Origin of the sequence: Flagellimonas oceani, from assembly GCF_011068285.1 — a bacterium.
Taxonomy (GTDB): domain Bacteria; phylum Bacteroidota; class Bacteroidia; order Flavobacteriales; family Flavobacteriaceae; genus Flagellimonas; species Flagellimonas oceani.
Genome location: NZ_CP049616.1, coordinates 3,877,987 through 3,898,770 on the forward strand (window position 1 = coordinate 3,877,987; position 20,784 = coordinate 3,898,770).

Annotated in this window: 21 protein-coding genes; 16 read left to right on the forward strand and 5 right to left on the reverse strand. The window is 40.8% G+C overall.

Annotated elements, in window-relative coordinates; all coding sequences use genetic code 11:
- The first annotated feature begins 113 nt into the window (after positions 1-113).
- The 9 genes from GVT53_RS17495 to purD all read left to right on the forward strand — a co-directional run bounded on the left by GVT53_RS17495 (position 114) and on the right by purD (position 10,266).
- A complete protein-coding gene (locus GVT53_RS17495; RefSeq protein ID WP_166249775.1) occupies positions 114-1,172 on the forward strand; it encodes an O-antigen ligase family protein in 1,059 nt (352 codons plus the stop codon).
- 20 nt (positions 1,173-1,192) lie between these two features.
- Positions 1,193-2,419: an O-antigen ligase family protein gene (locus tag GVT53_RS17500; RefSeq protein ID WP_166249776.1), complete on the forward strand. Its 1,227-nt coding sequence runs from the start codon at positions 1,193-1,195 to the stop codon at positions 2,417-2,419.
- A gap of 61 nt (positions 2,420-2,480) precedes the next feature.
- Entirely contained in the window at positions 2,481-3,500 is a 1,020-nt protein-coding gene (locus GVT53_RS17505; protein ID WP_166249777.1) for an NAD-dependent epimerase/dehydratase family protein, read from the forward strand.
- Positions 3,501-4,643 carry a glycosyltransferase family 4 protein gene (locus tag GVT53_RS17510; RefSeq protein ID WP_166249778.1) on the forward strand — a complete coding sequence of 381 codons (1,143 nt, stop codon included), beginning with the start codon at positions 3,501-3,503 and terminating at the stop codon, positions 4,641-4,643.
- Positions 4,640-5,674 carry a GDP-mannose 4,6-dehydratase gene (gene gmd / locus GVT53_RS17515; RefSeq protein ID WP_166249779.1) on the forward strand — a complete coding sequence of 345 codons (1,035 nt, stop codon included), beginning with the start codon at positions 4,640-4,642 and terminating at the stop codon, positions 5,672-5,674. The genes GVT53_RS17510 and gmd overlap by 4 nt, the downstream gene beginning before the upstream one ends.
- Positions 5,658-6,554: a GDP-mannose 4,6-dehydratase gene (locus GVT53_RS17520; RefSeq protein ID WP_166249780.1), complete on the forward strand. Its 897-nt coding sequence runs from the start codon at positions 5,658-5,660 to the stop codon at positions 6,552-6,554. Before gmd ends, GVT53_RS17520 begins: the two co-directional genes overlap by 17 nt.
- A gap of 53 nt (positions 6,555-6,607) precedes the next feature.
- Positions 6,608-7,960, forward strand: a complete 1,353-nt coding sequence (locus GVT53_RS17525; protein WP_166249781.1) for an undecaprenyl-phosphate glucose phosphotransferase — start codon at positions 6,608-6,610, stop codon at positions 7,958-7,960.
- A gap of 6 nt (positions 7,961-7,966) precedes the next feature.
- A complete protein-coding gene (locus tag GVT53_RS17530; protein ID WP_166249782.1) occupies positions 7,967-8,944 on the forward strand; it encodes a UDP-glucuronic acid decarboxylase family protein in 978 nt (325 codons plus the stop codon).
- 44 nt (positions 8,945-8,988) lie between these two features.
- Positions 8,989-10,266 carry a phosphoribosylamine--glycine ligase gene (gene purD / locus GVT53_RS17535; protein WP_166249783.1) on the forward strand — a complete coding sequence of 426 codons (1,278 nt, stop codon included), beginning with the start codon at positions 8,989-8,991 and terminating at the stop codon, positions 10,264-10,266.
- Here the strand turns inward: purD and GVT53_RS17540 are convergent.
- Positions 10,255-10,476 carry a DUF6341 family protein gene (locus GVT53_RS17540; protein ID WP_166249784.1) on the reverse strand — a complete coding sequence of 74 codons (222 nt, stop codon included), beginning with the start codon at positions 10,474-10,476 and terminating at the stop codon, positions 10,255-10,257. The two genes, purD and GVT53_RS17540, sit on opposite strands and share 12 nt — an antisense overlap.
- A gap of 39 nt (positions 10,477-10,515) precedes the next feature.
- Between GVT53_RS17540 and GVT53_RS17545 the strand changes: the two genes are divergently transcribed.
- From GVT53_RS17545 to GVT53_RS17560, 4 genes are all read left to right on the forward strand, one after another.
- On the forward strand, positions 10,516-11,445 hold the full coding sequence (locus GVT53_RS17545) for a DUF6427 family protein (RefSeq protein WP_166249785.1): 930 nt from the start codon (positions 10,516-10,518) through the stop codon (positions 11,443-11,445).
- A gap of 39 nt (positions 11,446-11,484) precedes the next feature.
- A complete protein-coding gene (locus GVT53_RS17550; RefSeq protein WP_166249786.1) occupies positions 11,485-12,090 on the forward strand; it encodes a DUF4254 domain-containing protein in 606 nt (201 codons plus the stop codon).
- Entirely contained in the window at positions 12,074-13,123 is a 1,050-nt protein-coding gene (locus GVT53_RS17555) for a glycosyltransferase family 9 protein (RefSeq protein ID WP_240905074.1), read from the forward strand. The genes GVT53_RS17550 and GVT53_RS17555 overlap by 17 nt, the downstream gene beginning before the upstream one ends.
- 105 nt (positions 13,124-13,228) lie before the next feature.
- The gene (locus GVT53_RS17560; protein ID WP_166249787.1) at positions 13,229-14,167 is read left to right on the forward strand and encodes a hypothetical protein; all 939 of its coding nucleotides are present in this window, start codon (positions 13,229-13,231) and stop codon (positions 14,165-14,167) included.
- Here the strand turns inward: GVT53_RS17560 and arsS are convergent.
- The 3 genes from arsS to GVT53_RS17575 form a co-directional block, all read right to left on the reverse strand.
- Entirely contained in the window at positions 14,164-15,252 is a 1,089-nt protein-coding gene (gene arsS / locus GVT53_RS17565) for an arsenosugar biosynthesis radical SAM (seleno)protein ArsS (RefSeq protein ID WP_166249788.1), read from the reverse strand. The two genes, GVT53_RS17560 and arsS, sit on opposite strands and share 4 nt — an antisense overlap.
- An 89-nt stretch (positions 15,253-15,341) precedes the next feature.
- On the reverse strand, positions 15,342-15,677 hold the full coding sequence (locus GVT53_RS17570) for an arsenosugar biosynthesis-associated peroxidase-like protein (RefSeq protein ID WP_166249789.1): 336 nt from the start codon (positions 15,675-15,677) through the stop codon (positions 15,342-15,344).
- Between the two features lie 196 nt (positions 15,678-15,873).
- Positions 15,874-16,431, reverse strand: a complete 558-nt coding sequence (locus GVT53_RS17575) for a fasciclin domain-containing protein (protein ID WP_166249790.1) — start codon at positions 16,429-16,431, stop codon at positions 15,874-15,876.
- 159 nt (positions 16,432-16,590) lie between these two features.
- Between GVT53_RS17575 and GVT53_RS17580 the strand changes: the two genes are divergently transcribed.
- Complete coding sequence (locus tag GVT53_RS17580) at positions 16,591-17,364, forward strand: patatin-like phospholipase family protein (RefSeq protein WP_166249791.1); 774 nt, start codon at positions 16,591-16,593, stop codon at positions 17,362-17,364.
- A gap of 19 nt (positions 17,365-17,383) precedes the next feature.
- On the opposite strand, the gene GVT53_RS17585 is transcribed toward GVT53_RS17580, so the two are convergent.
- Positions 17,384-18,433 carry a ferredoxin--NADP reductase gene (locus tag GVT53_RS17585; protein WP_166249792.1) on the reverse strand — a complete coding sequence of 350 codons (1,050 nt, stop codon included), beginning with the start codon at positions 18,431-18,433 and terminating at the stop codon, positions 17,384-17,386.
- A 120-nt stretch (positions 18,434-18,553) separates the two neighbouring features.
- Here GVT53_RS17585 and GVT53_RS17590 point away from each other — a divergent pair, with 120 nt between their 5' ends.
- On the forward strand, positions 18,554-20,023 hold the full coding sequence (locus GVT53_RS17590; protein ID WP_166249793.1) for a DUF5687 family protein: 1,470 nt from the start codon (positions 18,554-18,556) through the stop codon (positions 20,021-20,023).
- A 21-nt stretch (positions 20,024-20,044) separates the two neighbouring features.
- Positions 20,045-20,740, forward strand: a complete 696-nt coding sequence (locus GVT53_RS17595) for an ABC transporter ATP-binding protein (protein WP_166249794.1) — start codon at positions 20,045-20,047, stop codon at positions 20,738-20,740.
- Positions 20,741-20,784 lie beyond the last annotated feature (44 nt).

A 20,784-nucleotide genomic window follows, 5' to 3' on the forward strand; every position in this document is an offset into this window, starting at 1 on the left:
GTTGGCTCATACTATTCCTGTCCCTACCATTTAATTTTTTGGCAATTGAGGGCGTTGGGAACGTGTATCTTAGCACGATAATTCTTTTTTTTGTCTTTTCAACACTTTTATTGTTGACAAATGGTAAAATCATAGCTAATTATTCAAGCGTATTATCACTTTTTATTTTACTGGTATTTATCGCAAGTACAGGAGTTAATGTTCTATTTGGAAGTGCAGGAACATTTAAGGATCAATTGATTTTTACTATAGTCCATCTTCAGTTGGTGCTTGCATTTATGTTGGGAAATTACTTCGCCACTAAACTAAGCAAGGACTTTGTTTACAAGTCTTTAATAATTGTTCTGCTATTACTTTCGATACGATTGTTTTTAGATGATTTTGATAAAGTGTTTAATTTAAGTACGGTTAGAGGATTGCGAGTTGAAAGTCAATTTGCTGGAGGAGCAAATAATTTTGCACTACTTTTGGGTATTGGGTTTATCATTGCCTTCTTCTACCTAAACAAAGGATCTAAAAGGCTGATTACATGCTTGTATCTGCTTTTGGTGATTGTTTTGACCATGTCTAGAGGAGCACTGTTTGGTGTCGTGTTCACACTTTTTTTGGTTGCTGTTTATGACCAAAAAGGGAAAACCCTTGTTTCCTTGCTGAGAATTAGTTTTGGGCTTTCAATTTTAGGAGTGTTTCTTTTTTTTATGTCGGATGGCGTACAAGTAATAGTTGAAAAATTCAGCGATAGATTCTTGAGCTTTTTCACTGGAGAGGTAACTTTTGAACAGGCATCTTCCGGTAGGCCTATAATTTTCAAAGATATTTATGAAAACCATTTATTGAAAGCAAATACTTTTGAAGTACTATTCGGTCATGGCATGGGTAGTATTGACTTTGAAGTAAACGGATACCCCTACGAATCCTCACATAATATATTTATTGATATTCTGTTCAGAAATGGAGCATTTGCTCTCATAGGCTTTATAGTTTTGATTTGTTATTTAACCCTGTCCTTTTTAAATAATAGGAAGAACGAAGACTTGGTTTTTTTTGGAATATTTGTTTTTCTTCATTTTGAAATTATGGTAAATCCATTTGTTTATGCGGCACAAACAGGATGGATATATGGTTTGTTCCTTGCCTTATTTATTAGAAGAAACCGTTTAAGAAAAACATAGCCCTTAATAGGTGTGAAAAGATGATAAAAAAACTTTTTAGATGGATGGTTCCTTTTTTATTGGCAACACTGCCGCTAACACCTATTTTTTTTGGCGAAAAGTATTACCCCCCTTTTCTCATTGCACTGGTATTTTTTTCTTTTACTAGATATGGAACAATAAAAATAATCAAGAAAAGAAAACGATTATTAGTACCATATGTCTTTGCCGTACTGGTTTATTTGATGTACACAATTTTTTCCCCTGAAATTATAAGCAGTCTAAAAATTCTGGAGAGACAGTCCTCTCTTTTAATCATTCCCTTAGTCGTAATAGGTTTTGAATGGAAAAAAAACGACATCAAAATCTTTTTCATTACTTTTTTGGCGGCATTGCTTGCGATTGCTTTTTACTCCTTTATAGAGTTTCTGCTATTTATGCAAAATAATGCTGACTGGATTGAATATATGGGAAAACAAAACAGCTCGAAGGCATTGTATCTTCAATATAAGTTTCCTCATATTATTAAAGTTCACCCAACCTACTGGAGCTATTTGATTTTAGGAGCTATTGTTATGATTTTGGCCGACCTTAATTTTAAAGATGGAAGAAACCTGAAAAGTCACCTTCTTTTGTGGTTGTTTTTTAGCTTAAATCTTTTCTTATTATCAGCAAGAACCTCAATATTAATCTATGTCTTTATAAACTGTTATTATCTTTTCTTGCTGATTAAAAAATACAGACGGCAAAAATGGATAATCTATTCTGTTTTGATAGTATTGTCTTTGGGTTTGGCAACTATGTCCAAACTTCCGTTATTTAAAGTAAAGTATGATGCAATCAAGAACGACGAACGAAGCACATATTGGCCCTTGGCAATTGAAACAATCAGAGACAACTATTTTTTGTTGGGAGAAGGTCTTGGGCAAAGCAATAAGGTGGTGCGTAATTACATATTAGAAAATGGAGACGAGCGAATCAATTATCATGCGTACGACCTACACAACCAATACCTAAGACATTATGTGGATATGGGTATTTTGGGTTTTGTAAGTTTACTCTTTCTTTTGATCGGACATATGTTGCCAATTAAAAACCCTCTTGATCCAGTGAATTTCATCTCATTTTCTTTTTTAATTCTTTTCGGTCTGGCTCTGATGACAGAGTCTTATCTTATAAGGTTAAAAGGAGTGGTTTTCTTTAGCGTTTTTAGCTCAATGATTTCAGTTTTGAATGGTTTTTTAAGCAAACAATTAAAGTTTAATTGATTGTGTAAAGGTTTATTTAATCACTACTTTTGAACTTTTGGTTTAATAATGGAAATAAAATATGGCCGATAGTATAGAGCAACCTAAAGTTGCAGTTCTGTTTGGAGGAGACGGATATATTGGTAGGAACTTGATTTTGAGATTAGCCCAAAATCGCTTGTTTGACCATCTTATAGTTGCGGACATTAATAAATCAGAAGCTTCTGAGGTTTTTTATGAGAAGCACAATATTCAGCATATTAAATGTGATGTGCGACATCCGATAAATCAAATACCAATTGTTGATTTTGACCCAGTAAATAGTTGGATCTTTAACTTTGCAGCGATTCATAGGGAGCCAGGGCATGATTTCCGAGAATATTTTGACACAAATGTGCCTGGAGCAAAAAATGTGGTGGAATTTGCGGAGAAGATAGGGGTTAAGAATATATTTTTCACAAGTAGCATTGCCCCGTACGGGAGATCGGAAGACCAGCGTACTGAAAATTCAAGCTTGTACCCAGAGACTGCTTACGGCATTTCTAAGGCTCTTGCAGAAGAAATTCATCAGAAATGGTTGGCTACTGATAAATCAAAAAGATTAATAATTGTTAGGCCTAGTGTTATTTTTGGCCCCAATGACCCCGGTAATGTTTACCGGATGATAAGCTCATTAAAAAAAGGCACATTTATTTTACCGAATGGGGGAAATATAGTAAAGGCTTATGGTTATGTTTATGGTTTAATCGACAGTATTCTTTTTACAATTAAAAAGCAGGAACGTCTAATACTATATAACTACGCCGAAAGCGCTCTAGAGCCCTTAAACAAGATGGTTAAAATAGCGAAGGAGGAATTGGAAATTAATAAGCCGGTTTTAAAACTCCCAGTTCCTTTGTTGGTGTTAATAGCATTTTGTGTCCAGGTAATGTTTCGAATTATTGGAAAAAAAACAGACATACATCCGGTTAGGGTGAAAAAGGCAGGTTTTCCTACAAATATTAAATCTGAATATTTACAAGCAAATGGATTCGAATTTAGGTATGATTTTCGTTCGGCCCTTAGGCACTGGAAAGGCGTTTCACCCGAAGATTTTCAATAAATGAAAGTAGCAATCGTACATGAGTGGTTAACAGTTGTAGCTGGTTCCGAAAGTTGTTTTAAGGAATTTGCAAACATCTATCCAGAGGCAGACATTTTTGTTTTGGTCTCAGATGAAAAGAGCCTTGAAAAACTGGGAATTCAGAAAGAAAGGGTTACAAATTCATTTATTCAAAAGCTTCCAAAGGCTAAAACTAAATGGAAAAATTACTTGGCACTTTTTCCATTTGCGGTCGAACAATTTGATTTATCAGGATATGATTTGATAATATCTTCTTCCCATGCGGTAGCGAAAGGGGTAATAACCAACGCTAATCAAGTTCACATATGTTACATTTATTCACCTATTAGGTATGCATGGGATCTTTATCATCAATATTTAAACGAATCTGGGCTTCAAACAGGATTGAAGGGACTGGTTGCCAAAAGAATACTGCACTACATCCGCAGATGGGATAGGCAAACAGCAAATAATGTTGATGAATTTATTCCAATTTCTAATTACGTAGAGAAAAGAGTCTGGAGAACGTATAGAAGAAAATCCTATAAGGTGATTTATCCTCCAGTTCAGGTAGGTGAGTTTACACTGTGTGAAAATAAAGAAGACTTTTATCTAACTGCTTCCAGGTTGGTTCCATATAAAAAGATAGATTTGATTGTGGAGGCTTTCTCCACTATGCCAGATAAAAGGTTAATAGTAATTGGGGATGGTCCAGAAATGAAGAAAATACAAGCTAAGTCCGGCGAAAATATCACCCTTCTCGGATACCAGCCATTTGAAGTGCTTAAAGACCATATGCAAAGAGCAAGGGCATTCATATTTGCTGCTGAGGAGGACTTCGGGATTATACCAATAGAGGCACAAGCCTGCGGAACACCGGTCATAGCTTACGGTAAAGGAGGATCTCTTGAAACCGTGAGAGGTAAATTCATTAATGAATCTTTAGAAAACGGATTAACCGGTCTTTATTTCAAAGAGCAAACAGTTTCTTCACTAAAAGAAAGCATTGACCATTTTGAAAAATATGAAGATATTTTCAAGCCATCCGAAATAAGACAATTTTCATTAAAATTTGACAGAAACATTTTTGTGGAAGAAGTAAGTAAGACATTTAAAGAAATATTTGAAAAGCACCGCTTATGAAAAAAGCAATTGTAACGGGAATCACCGGACAAGATGCTGCTTATTTGGCAGAATTACTATTATCGAAAGATTATGAAGTTTATGGTACTTATAGAAGAACCAGTTCAACAAATTTTTGGAGAATAGAAGATTTGGGCATAGAGGAACATCCAAATCTTCATTTATTGGAGTATGACCTTGTTGATTTATCCAGTGCTTTTAGAATTATCTCAGACATAAAACCGGATGAGGTCTATAATTTAGCAGCACAAAGCTTTGTCGGCGTTTCATTTTCACAACCAATAGCTACCGCTCAAATCACTGGTGTGGGGGCGATGAATTTATTGGAAGCTATTAGAACCATCAACCCTAAAATCAAGTTTTATCAAGCATCAACTTCTGAAATGTTCGGAAAGGTCAGGGCAATACCCCAGTCAGAAGAGACACCCTTCCACCCAAGGAGCCCTTATGGTGTCGCCAAAGTGTTTGCACATTGGGCCACTTTGAATTATCAAGAGTCGTATGATTTGTTTGCATCCAGCGGCATATTGTTCAACCACGAATCACCTTTGAGAGGAAAAGAATTTGTTACCAGAAAGATTACAGATTCCGTAGCTAAAATTTCTTTGGGAATGTTGGATGTAATCGAATTGGGGAACTTGGACGCTAAAAGGGATTGGGGATACGCGAAAGATTATGTTGAAGGAATGTACCGAATCTTGCAAGCTGAAAATCCGGATGTATTTGTTTTGGCAACCGGAAGGACCGAAACCGTTAGAGATTTTGTGGAAATGGCATTTAAGGCCATTGGGGTGGATATGGAGTGGCAAGGAAAAGATGAGAACGAAATAGGATTAGACAAAGATACAAGTAAAACCTTAGTAAAGGTCAATCCAAAATTTTATCGCCCTGCAGAAGTTGAATTGCTTATTGGTGACCCAACGAAGGCCAAAAATATTTTGGGATGGGAAGCCAAGACCTCCTTGGAAGAATTATGCGAAATGATGGTTAAATCGGACATTGAAAAAAACAAAAATGGAAAATCCTATTGATAAAACGGTATTGATTACTGGTATTACAGGATTTACAGGTGCACATTTGGAGTCTTTTTTTAGTGAAAAAGGTTATAATGTCCATGGGACCACTAATTCAAAACCTTTAAAGAATAACCATACGCAATGCGACATATTAGAATATGATGAGATGGCAAAGGTTTTGAAAAAGGTAAAACCAGAGCTAGTCGTCCATTTGGCGGCGATTTCCTTTGCTGCAACAAAGGACATTCCAAAAATATATGACACCAATGTTAGAGGAACCATTAATCTTTTAGATGCTTTGGTAGAAAACGTCCCTCAAGTAGAAAAGGTGCTAATCGCAAGTAGTGCAGCTGTCTATGGGAATATTGGAACTCAATTGTCGGAAGAAATGTGCCCAAGACCCATCAATCATTATGGTAACAGTAAACTTGCAATGGAGAATATGGCAACTAACTACTTTGATAAACTGGATATTATTATCACACGCCCTTTTAATTATACTGGGAAGGGTCAGGAAAACCATTTTTTGGTTCCAAAAATTGTAAAGCATTTTAAGGAAAAAAAGAAAGAAATTGAATTGGGCAACCTAAACACCTTCAGAGAATACAACGATATACGATTGCTCCAAGAAAGTTATGAAAAATTATTATTTAGTTCTTTCAGGTCGGGGATAGTCAACATTGCTAGCGGCAGGACCTATTCCATTAATGAAATTTTGGAAATTATGGCTGAATTGACTGGCTACCACATAAAAGTAGGAGTTAATCCAGAATTTGTTAGAAAAAACGAAATACATGAATTGAAGGGTTCACCAAAAAAACTTCAGGGCATCATTGGTAAGTTAGATTCCGTATTTTTATTGAAAGATACGCTCAAAGAAATGTACTCCGGTTAGAACACTTTACTGTACTTCAATACGTATGATTTCATTAACTCTATTTTCGGTGAATGTTTTTCAAACAACATAGATATTCAAACCTAATAACCCCAACCTCATATATTATTGATTTGGCGGTTTTGAATATGTTCCTGTATATCCTTCCGATTAACTTCCAAACCCCAGTGCTAATTCATGTATATATTTCATTAGCTTGGATTGTTATTTCCATGAAAAATGAATTTTACACTGTTTATAGGTTTTCCAAAGTAACGTATATATTTCGGTTGATTTTTGTCCAGTTCGTTTTTTACTTTTTGGTATTATATGCATTTATCGGCTTCTTTAAGCAACCTATTATCAGTAGGCTTGCCTTGGGCGAGTACTTTATAATTGTTTTTATAATTGTATCAACAATTAAACTTTTGAGCTACTATTTACTCATGGAGTATAGAGAAAAGGTCAAAGGAAACCTAAGAAACGTTGTAATAATAGGTAAAAACAAGAAAACAGACCAGTTGCGAAAAGTTTTTCAGGAAAGAACAGAGTTTGGATATAATTTTACAAAACAATTTTCACCAAAATCAGTGGGTTTCGAATTAGACCTTTGTTTTGAGTACATTTTGGGAAATAATGTTGATGAAATTTACTGCTCCGTTTCAGAACTTAAAAATGAGGAGATTGCAAAATTTATCAGCTTTGCCGATAATAATTTAAAGACACTCAAATTTATACCGGACAATAAAAACATCTTCTCCAAGAAACTCAAGTTCGAATATTACGATTATATACCAGTACTATCGCTTCGGGATATTCCTTTGGAGAACCCGATTAATGCCTTTATCAAAAGAAGTTTTGATATTCTTTTTTCATTGATAATTATATTAGGTTTGTTGTCTTGGTTAACGCCTATTTTGGCCATATTGATCACGTTGGAATCCAAAGGCCCTGTCTTTTTTAGGCAGACCAGGAACGGGATAGATAATCGGGAATTTTATTGTTATAAATTTCGCTCTATGGCTCCAAATGTTAATGCGGATAACATCCAAGCAACCAAGAATGACATGCGAATAACTAAAATTGGTAAGTTCATAAGAAAGACAAGTATCGATGAACTCCCCCAATTTTATAATGTCCTTTTTGGTACCATGTCCGTAGTGGGTCCACGCCCACATATGGTTAAGCATACCAACGAATATGCAACCAGTGTAGATAAGTATATGGTCCGCCACTTTGTAAAACCCGGCATCACCGGTTTGGCACAAGTAAGAGGCTACAGGGGGGAAATCGAAACTGAAACCGATATTCAAAATAGGATTAAGTTCGATATTTTCTATATCGAAAACTGGTCTTTGTTTCTTGATATAAAAATCATTGTACAAACCGTACTCAATGCATTTAAAGGTGAAGCCAAAGCATATTAGAATCAAATGAAAAAAACACTCATCACAGGAGCAGCAGGTTTTTTAGGGTCCCACCTTTGTGATCGGTTCATTGCCGAAGGCCACCACGTCATAGGCATGGATAACCTCATTACAGGGGATATCAAGAACATAGAGTACCTGTTCCACCTAAAACGGTTCGAATTTTTCCATCACGATGTCACGAAATTTGTCCATGTTCCGGGCAAGATGGATTACATTCTTCACTTTGCCTCGCCCGCAAGTCCCATCGACTACCTTAAAATTCCGATAGAAACCCTTAAAGTGGGTTCTTTGGGGACTTTGAATTTATTGGGGCTCGCAAGAGATCACGGAGCACGCATTTTGGTGGCCTCTACTTCCGAAGTGTATGGCGATCCCTTGGTACATCCCCAAAATGAAGACTATTTTGGCAACGTTAGCCCCATTGGGCCGCGAGGAGTATACGATGAGGCCAAACGCTTTATGGAATCCATCACCATGGCCTATCACCGGCACCATGGACTGGACACCCGTATTGTTCGGATTTTTAATACGTATGGATCTCGAATGCGCCTCAACGATGGCCGGGTGGTTCCCGCTTTTATGGGCCAGGCCCTTCGCGGAGAGGATTTGACCGTATTTGGAGATGGCTCACAATCCCGTTCCTTTACCTATATCGATGACCAAATCGAGGGTATTTACCGCCTTTTGATGAGCGATTATGTGGAACCCATCAACATCGGGAACCCGGATGAGACCACCATTTTGGAGTTTGCCGAAGAAATCATCAAACTGACGGGAACCGACCAGAAAATTGTTTTTAAACCATTACCGCAAGACGACCCGATGCAGCGACAGCCCGATATTTCCCGGGCCAAGGAAATTCTGGATTGGGAACCCAAGGTGCATCGTTCCGAAGGACTCAAAAAAGTGTTCGAGTATTTCAAATCCCTTTCGGATGAAAAGTTATGGGAGGCCCACAGAGATTTCTCTCCAAATAACTAGACAAAAGTTCCCATCAAAACGTATTTTTGCCAAAACATCAAATCATGAATATCCTGGTCCTGGGTTCTGGCGGTCGCGAACATGCCATTTCCCTAAAAATCTCGCAAAGTCCTAAAACATCCAATCTTTTTGTAGCGCCCGGCAATGCGGGAACTTCACAAATTGCCACAAATGTTGAGGTCGGCGTGAACGATTTTGAAGCCATCAAGCAATTGGTGCTGGAAGAGAGCATCGATTTAGTGGTTGTGGGACCAGAAGACCCCCTGGTAAATGGGGTGCATGATTTTTTCTTGAACGATGCGGAACTCAAGGCCGTTCCTGTAATCGGGCCGGAGAAAGCTGCTGCAGAACTTGAGGGAAGCAAGGAGTTTGCCAAGGAATTTATGATGAGGCACAATATTCCAACGGCTGCTTACGAAAGTTTTACCAGTGAAACATTGGAAAAGGGGTATGCCTTTTTGGAAACCCTAAAACCACCTTACGTGCTCAAGGCTGACGGTCTGGCCGCAGGAAAAGGGGTTTTGATTCTTCAAGATTTGCAGCAGGCCAAGGATGAGCTCAAATCCATGCTGGTCGATTCCAAATTCGGGAACGCAAGCGCAACGGTGGTCATCGAAGAGTTCTTGGACGGTATCGAACTGAGCTGTTTTGTACTGACCGATGGCACCAACTATAAAATCCTTCCCACCGCCAAAGATTACAAAAGAATAGGTGAGGGGGACACCGGACTCAACACGGGCGGTATGGGTGCCATTTCCCCGGTCCCTTTTGCGGATAACGTCTTTATGGACAAGATAGAGCGTCAAATCGTAAAACCGACCGTAGACGGCCTTAAAAAGGATAATTTGCCCTATGTGGGCTTTATCTTTATTGGACTGATAAAAGTCGGCGATCAGCCCAAGGTAATCGAGTACAACGTTCGTATGGGAGATCCCGAGACCGAAGTGGTAATTCCTCGCCTTAAAAATGATTTAGTGGATGTGTTATTGGCAATGGCCAACGGTACCCTAGGTCAAATTGACCTGCAAATCGATGAAAGAACGGCGACAACCGTAATGGCCGTATCGGGAGGATATCCTGAAGCTTATGAAAAAGGAAAAGAAATTACCGGAACGGAAAATATTGAGGATTCCATTGTTTTTCATGCCGGAACAAAACTGTCCAACGGAAAGGTAGTTACCAATGGTGGACGTGTAATAGCAGTCACTTCCTTTGGAAAAGACTTTAAGGAAGCACTGAAAACATCCTATCAAAACATGGAAAAACTCCATTTTGATGGAATGTATTACAGAAAAGATTTAGGGTTCGATCTAGATGTATGAGTGGGAGCTTATGCTCTTGTCCTCTTCACCGCTTTCGTTGAAAATCTTCAACTGGCCCATCCAATAGACCATCGCCACAAAACCGATGATCATAAAGATCCAGTTAATGGAGTTGGAACCCCACCAGCTGTGCATAAAACGGAAAAAATCCAGTGGTGCGAAAAGGTAGTTTACAAATAAGTCCTCTATACCGTAAAAAAACTTGCTCATCTTGGCTATATTTACTTTACAAAAGTAGCAAAAGATAGGATGATTTCAAGCTTTTTCGGAAAAACTAAACCCATAAACTTTATTGTTCTTGCCATCGTTCTGTTTCTTTTTTACTTCGGCAACGTGTTTTTTCAGCTCGGGGAACAAAAGATCAACCAAGTTATTCCGTTGGAACTGTTGCTCTTTGTTACACATTTGCTGTCCGTTTTTACCATCAACCTAATAGTGAGAAGCGAAAAGGCAACGGAATCCAATTCCTATTCCATGTTGTTTTTTCTGCTTTTGATGATTGCGTTTTCCGATGAATTGGTACTCAAAAATGTTGTCTTTGCCAATATTTTTCTTCTTTTGGCCTTTTGGAGGATTTTGTCCATCAAATCCACAAAAAACGTAAAGCACAAAATTTTTGATGCCTCCCTGCTGATTGCCATAGCAAGCTTGTTCTACGATTGGGCCTTGGCCTTTATGTTCCTTGTTTTTTTTGTGATAGGGGTCTACGATCGCAAAACGTTCAAAAATTGGTTGGTGCCCTTCTTGGGTGTGGCCACGATTTTTATGTTAACGTTTGCCGTATTGAAAGTAAAAGGGTCAATGGGCTTTTTTGAGGACCATTATCAGTTTTCCCTAGGTCTTTTTACCAGTAAATCGTTCTTCCAGGTATTGAACATACAGACATTGATCTATCTGATTTTGACCATACTGGTTTCCATTACGGTATTCATACGACTGAGAAATGTGAGCGGAGGAAAATTGCTTTTGCTCCGGATAGTGTTTTTGATCTTCGTTTTGGGAACAGGCATAATTCTGTTTACTCCCGCCGATGCATCGCCCGTTTTGCTTACCTTCTTCCCTGCTACGGTATTTTTCACCAACTATTTTGAAGCGATGAAAAAAAGAAGGCTACAAGAAGCAGTAATGGTCGCTTGTCTGGTATTGGCCTGCTCGCTTTTTGCCGTCCATCTCAACTAATTAGGGCATAAAGCAATATCTTTGGACAAATTTTAAGCTATGTTCAGCGATTTTGCCTTCAAAATATTTCAGGAAAGTATAGAAACTTACCACATCAAGGACGATGTGTACCAAGAATTCAGCAATCCCTATCCAAAGGATAAAGTAGAGCATTTGCTTTACAGAAAAAACTGGATAGATACCGTGCAATGGCATTACGAGGACATTATCCGTGACCCAAAAATTGACCCTGTTGCCGCTTTGGACCTTAAACGTAAAATTGATGCCAGTAATCAGGATCGTACGGACTTGGTAGAGTATATCGATGGTTACTTTTTGAACAAATACCAATCGGTACAGGTGAAGGAAGGCGCCATGATCAACACCGAAAGCCCGGCTTGGGCCATAGACCGACTTTCCATTTTGGCCTTGAAAATATATCACATGCAGGAAGAGGTGAACCGGACTGATGCCTCTCCGGAGCATATTAAAAAATGCAGCGATAAGCTAGCGGTTCTTTTGGAACAGAAAAAGGATCTTTCCATGGCCATAGACCAATTATTGGCCGATATTGAAGCAGGCGAAAAGTACATGAAAGTCTATAAACAGATGAAAATGTACAACGACGACGAACTTAACCCAGTATTGCGTGGACAAAAAGGGTAAACATACCCATATTTTGGTCATTCGCCTGTCCGCCATGGGCGATGTGGCGATGACGGTTCCGGTGTTACGTGCGCTTACCGAGAATTATCCGGAAATACAACTTACCGTACTCACAAAAAAACCGTTCATGCCCATTTTTGATGGGCTGGGGAATGTGGAAGTTAAGGAGGCCGATGTTAAAAATCGTCATAAGGGCCTAATGGGTCTTTGGCGATTGTACAAGGAACTCAAACCTCTGAACTTTGATGCTGTTGCGGATCTTCACAATGTGTTGCGCAGTCGTGTGCTTAAGAAATATTTTTCGTTGGAACGCATTCCTTTTGCCCAAATTGATAAGGGCAGAAAAGAGAAAAAGGCGCTTACCCGGACCAAAAACAAAGTTTTTGAACAATTAAAAAGCACACACCAACGCTACGCCGATGTTTTTGCAGAACTTGGTTTTCCAATTGATTTAACCAAGGCTAAACCACTTGGCAGAATCCAACTCTCCGAGAAAGTGTTGGGTTTGGTACATCAGGATACAAAAAAGTGGGTCGGAATTGCACCGTTTGCGGCCCACGAGGGTAAAATGTATCCGTTGGAAGCTACGGAAGAAATCATCAAACAACTCAACAATACCGATAAGTATAAAATTCTGTTGTTTGGCGGTGGAGCAAAGGAAGTGGAGGTGTTGGGGAGGCTTGCCAAGCTATACAAAAATGTAGAGTGCATGGCGGGCAAACTCCATCTAGCGGAAGAACTACAGCTCATTTCCAACTTGGATGTGATGTTGTCCATGGACAGTGGGAATGCGCACATGGCCGCCAATTATGGAATTCCGGTGGTCACGCTTTGGGGGGTTACCCACCCATATGCCGGTTTTTATCCGTTTGGGCAGCCCATGGAAAATGCGCTTATGGCGGACCGTGAAACTTACCCCTTGATTCCAACATCAATTTACGGTAACAAGGTTCCCGAAGGGTATAGGGACGCCATGAAAACCATCAAACCGCAAGAAGTGCTGGAGAGGCTGGTGGGGATTTTGGAGGGTTGAGCAACCATTAACCGATAGTCGTATCTTTTTCATACAAACAATTATCTTAACTTTCCGTATCCATTTTCGGATAGTAAGAACCCAAATCACATAAAAGCACAAACTATGAAAAACACAAACTTGCTATTTTCCGCACTTATGGGAATTTCCATGCTTTCATGTTCAGTTGATGAACCAACTGGAACTCCAGCGGAAGAAGTACCGAGATTGAACATTACATTTATCATGGATGCCGAAGCAGAGCGGTTGGACAATTTGGGCAATCCCGTAACGGTTCCCGAAGGAAATGCAGCGCAAAACCCCGATTTTGACATTTTGGGACTGCACTTTATCGGGTTATACCCGGATAAATTTACCCCGTACGATGATGGGGTCACCATTACCTCCACTGCGACCACGGGAAGTGGGGGAGCGTTGGCCATCGATTTTGACAGCGAGGTGTTTTTTAATGAGGAAATCAATACGCTAAGTGTGCCGCTGAGCTATGTTACGGCCGGAACCTATGAGTATATCAGGGCTTCCATTGGCTATCAGAAGTATACAATTGTTTATAATTTGGAAGGAGCCGCAACTGAGATTCCCGATTGGCCGGCCGGAGTGGATGATGATATTGATGTGGACGGCATCGTTGCTTCCTTTTTGGGGTACAATACCTACATTGGCAATTACGTGATCGAAGACCAAACAGTTACGGTGAACGGGAACAAGGCCCAAGGGTATTTCGGATTGGAGACCAAGGGAAATATTGAAGGGTTTGTATTTACGCAATTGACCCAAGGCGAAGCCCCCCAGACCACCGTGCCCAATCCCATTAACGAAACTTCCCCGGTTCCGGAAGGGTCTTGTGTTGTCACAGGACAATTTCCATCGGCTTTGGTGATACCCGCAAATGCCACTGAAGACATCAACATTGAAGTGGTCATATCCATCAACCAAAGTTTTGAATGGGAAGATACCAACGCCAACGGTAAATATGAACCTTTGTTGGGCGAAAATGTCGTGGACATGGGCACACGGGGCGTCTTCCCTTCCGTAGTGGATTAAGCCACCGTACCTTGGCAACTACTTCCCGCACCGGCGGTACAGCCGTAGCAATGTTGTGAAATGACAATGTCTCGATTGCTGAGTACATCATCATTGTAGTCTTTGATGTGCTTCACCTTGCTCGCCACTTTCAGGTCCAACATCTGGTTAAAGTCACAATCGTACAGCCAACCATCCCAACTTACCGAGATGGTATTGGTGCACATTACATTTTCAACCGCGGCCGGATTATAGGCCTCTACCAAGGAATACATATAATCTTCGTAATTGTCGGATGCGATAAGATAGTCCAAGAACCGGGAAATGGGCAGATTGGTAATGGCAAACAGGTTGTGGAAGTCAATATCAAAATCTTCTTTTAACGCCTTTTTGAAATCACGTTCCATCGCACTTTGGTCCGTTGGCAAAAATGCTCCGGAAGGGTTATACACCAAATCCAAGCGCAGATCACTGTTTGGCATTCCGTAACCCACTTTGTTGAGCATCTGCAACGCTTTGATGGATTTGTCAAAGACACCATCGCCCCGCTGTTTGTCCGTTTTGCCCCGTGTATAGTGCGGCATGGACGATACCACATGGACATTGTGTTTTTTAAAGAACTCGGGCAGGTCGTGGTACTTTTTATTCGCTAAAATAATCGTCAAATTGGAGCGGACGATAAAATCCTGGATGCCCGCTTTGGACGCTTCCTCCACAAACCATCTAAAATCCGGGTTCATTTCGGGAGCACCACCGGTAAGGTCCAACGTATGGGCCCCAGTGTTTCGGATGACCTCCAGACATTGCTCCATGGTCTCTCGGGTCATAATTTCCTGTCGGTCGGGCCCCGCATCCACATGGCAGTGCGCACAGACTTGGTTGCACATGTACCCTACATTGATCTGGAGTACTTCCAACTTTTTGGGCTTCAGCGGAAATTGACCTGATTCTGCAATTTTATCCTTAAAAAACGGAAGATCTCCGCCCGTAAAAAGATTGCCGCTCAATATCTCCAACTGCTTTTGGGTATTGGCAAGCTCATTTTCCCGCGCTTTCAGTGATTTTTTAGCTGCTTTCTTTATGTCTGTGAGTATACTTTGCGTCATTTTTTAATTGCTATGATCGCAGTGGAAAACTTTTAGATTCCACTGGATATATTTTTCTGTCCAACTCCTATAAGCGAAGCGGTCCAAGATTACATGGAAAGTTTGTCGTACTTGTTCATCATCTGAACACCATGTACCAAGGTTGCTCCACTTTCTATGGCGGCACCGGCATGTACGGCCTCCATCATCTCTTCTTTGGTGATGCCGCGTTGCAGACCATCTTTGGTGTAGGCATCTATGCAGTACGGACATTTTACCACGTGTGCCACTGCCAAAGCGATCAAGGATTTTTCACGGGCACTGAGCGCACCTTCCTCAAAAACCTTTCCGTAGTAGTCAAAAAACTTTTTGCCCAGCTCTTCGCTCCATTCTGTGATGTTACCGAATTTTTTTAGGTCTGCCGGGTCGTAATATGAATTGGCCATTTTTCTTTGATTTAATGTTATACCTAAACATACAACAATTATCACTATTTAATTGGGTCGAAAGTATTTGGATTGGATTACAGATTTCGAAAAAATAATCATTTAAGGTTACCGTAGAATTTGATTATCAGTCTTCTAAAAAGGAAAGAGCGACACCATGGCCGCTCTTTTACTAATTCAAATACCGATAAAAATTTTATTTTGATGGCAATACTACGGTATCCACCACATGGATCACCCCGTTGGATTGATTCACATCGGCAATGGTTACGTTGGACACATTTCCAGCACCGTCCTTGATCATGATCATGCCCTTGTCCATCATGGCGGTCAACTTAGCTCCGTTCACCGTGGTAAGCTCGGCCATACCGTCACCTTTTTTTATCCATTTTTTCAAGTCTTTGGCATTATACTTTCCAGCCACTACGTGGTAGGTAAGCACACCTTGCAATTTTGCTTTGTTTTCTGGCTTTAGCAATGTAGCTACGGTTCCATCGGGCAATTTCTCGAATGCACTATTGGTGGGGGCAAATACGGTAAATGGCCCTTCTCCTTGGAGAGTTTCTACCAATCCCGCAGCTTTTACAGCAGCGACCAAAGTAGTGTGGTCTTTGGAGTTTACGGCATTGGAAACAATATCCTTACTTGGGTACATGGGGGCTCCTCCCACCATTTTAGTCTGTGCAAAACCGGTTGTGATGGTAAAAAATCCAGCGCAAGCAAATAGTAACGTTAATGTTTTAATAGATTTCATGAGATTAAATTTTTAGTTTATATCATCACTTACGGAGTTTTGACCGGGGAGGTTTGGTTTTTGTGTTTTGAGGGATGCCTTTTAATCGAAATACAATGTTGTAGTAACCTTGGCAAACCATCATTATATTAACTTTACGGTTTATTGATTCCAAAACAAATGCTTGAAGATAAATCCATAGGCTTGATACTTTCCGGAGGAGGTGTACGGGGCATGGCACATATAGGACTCATAAAGGCCATGCGTGAACACCAAATTGAAGCCAAGGTGGTGGCGGGAACAAGCATTGGGGCCTTGGTGGGAGCACTGTACGCCAACGATAACTCGGTGGAGGATATGCTTAAATTTTTTAAGGAGACGCCACTGTTTCAGTACAGCTTTTTTGCCATCAACAAGCCAGGGTTTATCGACACCGAGCGGTATTTTAATATTTTTAAGCATTTTTTTCCCGAGAACGACTTCAAAAATTTGAAACGTCCCCTTTTTGTGGTCGCCACGGATTTACTTAAAGGAACGGAAAAGGTTTTTTATGACGGCGAACTCATTAAACCATTATTGGCATCCGCCGCCTTGCCGCCTGTTTTTAGCCCTGTGACCATAGATGGTGTCCTGTATGCCGATGGGGGCATCATGAACAATTTTCCGAAGGAATATGTGGATCATATTACGGACTATACCATTGGAAGCAATGTTTCCATAACGGTTCCGCTGGAAAAAAAAGATCTGCGGAATTCCTTTCAGTTGACAGCAAGGGTGACCAGTTTAATGATCCATGCCTCCAACCATGAGAAGATGATGGAATGTGATCTGTTCATTGAACCGAGCGAACTTGAGACCATTGGTGTTTTGGACAAAAAAGGCATCGAAAATGCCTTTAATATTGGTTACGAACACGGAAGTAGGGCTTTGGAAAGATTGTTGGCCAAAACCTAGTTTGGCCCTATCCATCTATCTATACATCGTCATAATCCACCTTAATACTTGAGGTAATGGGATGCGATTGGCAGGTAAGGATAAACCCTTCTTCAATTTCACTTTCGGTAAGTATTTGATTTCTTACCATTTCCACTTTGCCTTCCGTAAGTCGGGCAATACAGCTACTACAAACACCGCCTTGGCAAGAGTAGGGCGCATCAATATCCTCCTTTAAAACGGAATCGAGAACCCGTTCCTTTTTGTCCATCACAAAGGTGAAGGTCTCATCATCCAAAAGAACCTCTACCCGAGTTTTGCCTTCGAGTTCTTCGGCAAGTTCGTCATCGCCGTCATCATCGGCAGTAAATAATTCAAAATGGATTTTTTCCTTGGAAACACCATTGTACTTTAAGGTATCCGTGACTTGTGCTATCATTTCTTTGGGACCGCAAAGGTAAAAACCATCGAATTCGGTTCCCTTGAACTTGTTTTTGAGCACAAAGTTCACGGTTGACCGCTCAATCCGTCCAAAAAGCGCATCCTCCACAGTGGACCTGCTGTATACATACTGCACAAAAAAGCGATCACCATAACGCTCTTTAATGGACTGGATGTTGTTAAAGTACATGGTCTCATCGGGCGATTGATTTCCAAAGACCAGTACAAAAGTATTATCCGGATGGCTCTCCAAAACCGTTTGGGCAATGCTCATAATCGGAGTAATGCCACTTCCTGCAGCAAAGGCCGCAATTTTTTGAGGTGAGGTTGCATCAAAAACAAATCGGCCTTCGGGGACCATAACCTCCATGGAATCGCCCGCCTTTAATTGGTCGTTGGCATAAACGGAGAAGGTTCCGCCCTCCATTTTTTTGATGCCCACCGTTAATTTTCCTGAAGAGGGAGGGGAAGAAATGGAATAGGCCCTGCGAAGTTCCTTTCCGTTCAATGTGTGTTTTAGGGTAATGTATTGGCCCGCTTTAAAGCTGTAAGCCTCTTTTAAATTTTCCGGAATATCAAAGGTAAGGGCCACGGCATTTGGTGTCAATCGGTCCACCGCGGCTATTTTTAAGGCATGAAAATGGCTCATGTATCGAATTTTGCTGCAAAATTAAGCATTACAGTCGTTTTGCATGCCTATTTTTATAAAAAGCATCTCTCTTATGTAACAAATCCGATAAATTAGACACCAACTAAAAAAACGCCAACCATGCTCAAACATTTTATTGGACTCCAATGGAAGTCATTTTTTAGGTCAGCCACTTTTAAAACAGAGATCTGGTTTAAGATATTGATGGCTTTGGGTGCCCTTTACTTTATTGTGGTATTTCTCGGAATGGGTGTCGGGGCCTTTTTCTTGATCAAGGAAATGGAGATCGGCGACCCGCTTCGTGTCGTCAACCAGTTTATGGTCTACTATCTGGCCTTTGACCTTGTGTTCCGATACATGCTTCAAAAAATGCCGGTCACCAATATAAAACCACTGCTCTATTTGCCCATAAGCAAGAGCAAGGTGGTAAACTTTTCGTTGGGAAAAACGGTGATATCCTTTTTCAATATTGCCCATGCCTTCTTTTTTGTTCCCTTTAGTATTGTGTTGCTTGCCCAGGGCTATCCGCCTTTGCAGGTCATAGGTTGGCATCTCGCTTTGATGGCCTTGATCTACTGTAACAACTTCATTAATGTAATGGTGAACAACCAGAACGTGGTTTTTTATGCGATTGCGGCATTGTTCATTGTCGCCGGGGCATCACAGTATTACCAATGGTTTGATATTACCATTTATACCCAGCCCATTTTCGATTTTTTCTATGATATGCCCTGGACCGCAGTAATTCCTTGGGTGATTTTGGTTGGATTGTATTACGGGGCCTTCGCCTATTTCAAAAAACATATGTACCTGGATGGCGGATTGGCCAAAAAACAGACCGAGGCCAAAACGGAAAACTTGGAATGGTTGGACCGTTTTGGGAACTTGGGCACTTTCTTGAAGAACGACATCAAACTGATCAAGCGAAACAAAAGATCACGTTCCGCTGTGATTGCGGGAGCGTTTTTTATTTTTTACGGACTCCTCTTTTTTACGGGCGCACTTGAGGTTTACGATGGACCTTTTTGGAAGATTTTTGCGGGAATTTTTGTCACGGGCGGCTTCCTGTTCAGTTTTGGGCAGTACGTGCCCAGTTGGGACAGTAGCTACTATCCTTTAATGATGAGCCAGAACATCAAATATCGGGAGTATCTCTCATCAAAATGGTATCTGGTGATCATTGCGACCATCATTTCCACCATTTTGGCCACGTTCTATATCTATTTTGGCTGGGAGGCCTATGCAGCTGTATTGGTGGGCGCCATTTACAATATTGGCATCAACAGCTATTTGGTGCTTTGGGGCGGCGCCTATGTAAAGACCCCGATAGACCTTACATCGAACAAAAAGGCGTTTGGCGACAAGCAGGCCTTTAATGCCAAGACCCTTTTGCTTACGTTGCCCAAGCTGGTGTTGCCCATCGGGATTTATGCCATTGGCCACTTTTTGATCAACCCCATGGCAGGATACATTTTTGTGGCCGTTTTTGGCCTGCTCGGTTTCGTGTTCAAGAACAAGGTGTTCACCATGATCGAGGGCATTTACAAAAAAGAGAAATACAAAACGTTACAAGCATACAAACAGAAATAACCACCATTAACAAAGAGATACATGATCACAGTTCATAATTTGACCAAGACCTACGGACAGAATACTGTTTTGAACATTGACCACCTGGAGATACCCAAAGGACAGAGCTTTGGCCTTGTGGGCAACAATGGAGCGGGGAAAACAACGTTGTTTAGCTTGTTGTTGGATTTGATTCAGCCCTCATCCGGGCACATTATCAACAAGGATGTGCAAGTGGACCAGAGCGAGGATTGGAAACCTTTTACCTCCGCTTTTATTGATGAGACCTTTTTGATAGGCTACCTCACCCCCGAAGAATACTTCTACTTTATCGGGGAACTGCGCGGCAGGAACAAGGCCGATGTGGATGCCTTGCTGTCCGGATTTGATGATTTTTTCCACGGGGAAATATTGGGCCAGAAAAAGTATTTGCGGGACCTTTCCAAAGGAAACCAGAAGAAAGTGGGCATTGTGGCCAGCTTTATCGGCAACCCCGAAGTGGTGATCTTGGACGAACCTTTTGCCAATTTGGATCCGACCACCCAAATACGATTGAAAGGGATCATTAAGGATTTGGCAGCCAAAGAAGGTGTTACCGTATTGGTTTCCAGTCACGATTTGATTCATGTGACCGAAGTCTGCGAACGTATCGTGGTGCTCAACAAAGGCGAAATCGTGAAGGATATCCACACCTCTGCGGAAACCATGAAGGAGCTCGAAGCTTTCTTTGCCGGTTGATGTTTGAAAAGCATCGCCAAAAATTCTTGCATTTTATCGATAAG

Excerpts from the sequence above, each read along its gene's own strand:
- purD (WP_166249783.1), top strand. The coding sequence starts at position 8,989 with ATGAATATCCTGGTCCTGGGTTCTGGCGGTCGCGAACATGCCATTTCC.
- GVT53_RS17560 (WP_166249787.1), top strand. The coding sequence starts at position 13,229 with ATGAAAAACACAAACTTGCTATTTTCCGCACTTATGGGAATTTCCATG.
- GVT53_RS17510 (WP_166249778.1), top strand. The coding sequence starts at position 3,501 with ATGAAAGTAGCAATCGTACATGAGTGGTTAACAGTTGTAGCTGGTTCC.
- GVT53_RS17580 (WP_166249791.1), top strand. The coding sequence starts at position 16,591 with ATGCTTGAAGATAAATCCATAGGCTTGATACTTTCCGGAGGAGGTGTA.
- GVT53_RS17590 (WP_166249793.1), top strand. The coding sequence starts at position 18,554 with ATGCTCAAACATTTTATTGGACTCCAATGGAAGTCATTTTTTAGGTCA.
- GVT53_RS17575 (WP_166249790.1), bottom strand. The coding sequence starts at position 16,431 with ATGAAATCTATTAAAACATTAACGTTACTATTTGCTTGCGCTGGATTT.
- GVT53_RS17525 (WP_166249781.1), top strand. The coding sequence starts at position 6,608 with ATGTTTTTCAAACAACATAGATATTCAAACCTAATAACCCCAACCTCA.
- GVT53_RS17530 (WP_166249782.1), top strand. The coding sequence starts at position 7,967 with ATGAAAAAAACACTCATCACAGGAGCAGCAGGTTTTTTAGGGTCCCAC.
- gmd (WP_166249779.1), top strand. The coding sequence starts at position 4,640 with ATGAAAAAAGCAATTGTAACGGGAATCACCGGACAAGATGCTGCTTAT.
- GVT53_RS17520 (WP_166249780.1), top strand. The coding sequence starts at position 5,658 with ATGGAAAATCCTATTGATAAAACGGTATTGATTACTGGTATTACAGGA.
- GVT53_RS17570 (WP_166249789.1), bottom strand. The coding sequence starts at position 15,677 with ATGGCCAATTCATATTACGACCCGGCAGACCTAAAAAAATTCGGTAAC.
- GVT53_RS17585 (WP_166249792.1), bottom strand. The coding sequence starts at position 18,433 with ATGAGCCATTTTCATGCCTTAAAAATAGCCGCGGTGGACCGATTGACA.
- GVT53_RS17500 (WP_166249776.1), top strand. The coding sequence starts at position 1,193 with ATGATAAAAAAACTTTTTAGATGGATGGTTCCTTTTTTATTGGCAACA.
- GVT53_RS17595 (WP_166249794.1), top strand. The coding sequence starts at position 20,045 with ATGATCACAGTTCATAATTTGACCAAGACCTACGGACAGAATACTGTT.
- GVT53_RS17505 (WP_166249777.1), top strand. The coding sequence starts at position 2,481 with ATGGCCGATAGTATAGAGCAACCTAAAGTTGCAGTTCTGTTTGGAGGA.
- GVT53_RS17545 (WP_166249785.1), top strand. The coding sequence starts at position 10,516 with ATGATTTCAAGCTTTTTCGGAAAAACTAAACCCATAAACTTTATTGTT.
- GVT53_RS17550 (WP_166249786.1), top strand. The coding sequence starts at position 11,485 with ATGTTCAGCGATTTTGCCTTCAAAATATTTCAGGAAAGTATAGAAACT.
- GVT53_RS17540 (WP_166249784.1), bottom strand. The coding sequence starts at position 10,476 with ATGAGCAAGTTTTTTTACGGTATAGAGGACTTATTTGTAAACTACCTT.
- arsS (WP_166249788.1), bottom strand. The coding sequence starts at position 15,252 with ATGACGCAAAGTATACTCACAGACATAAAGAAAGCAGCTAAAAAATCA.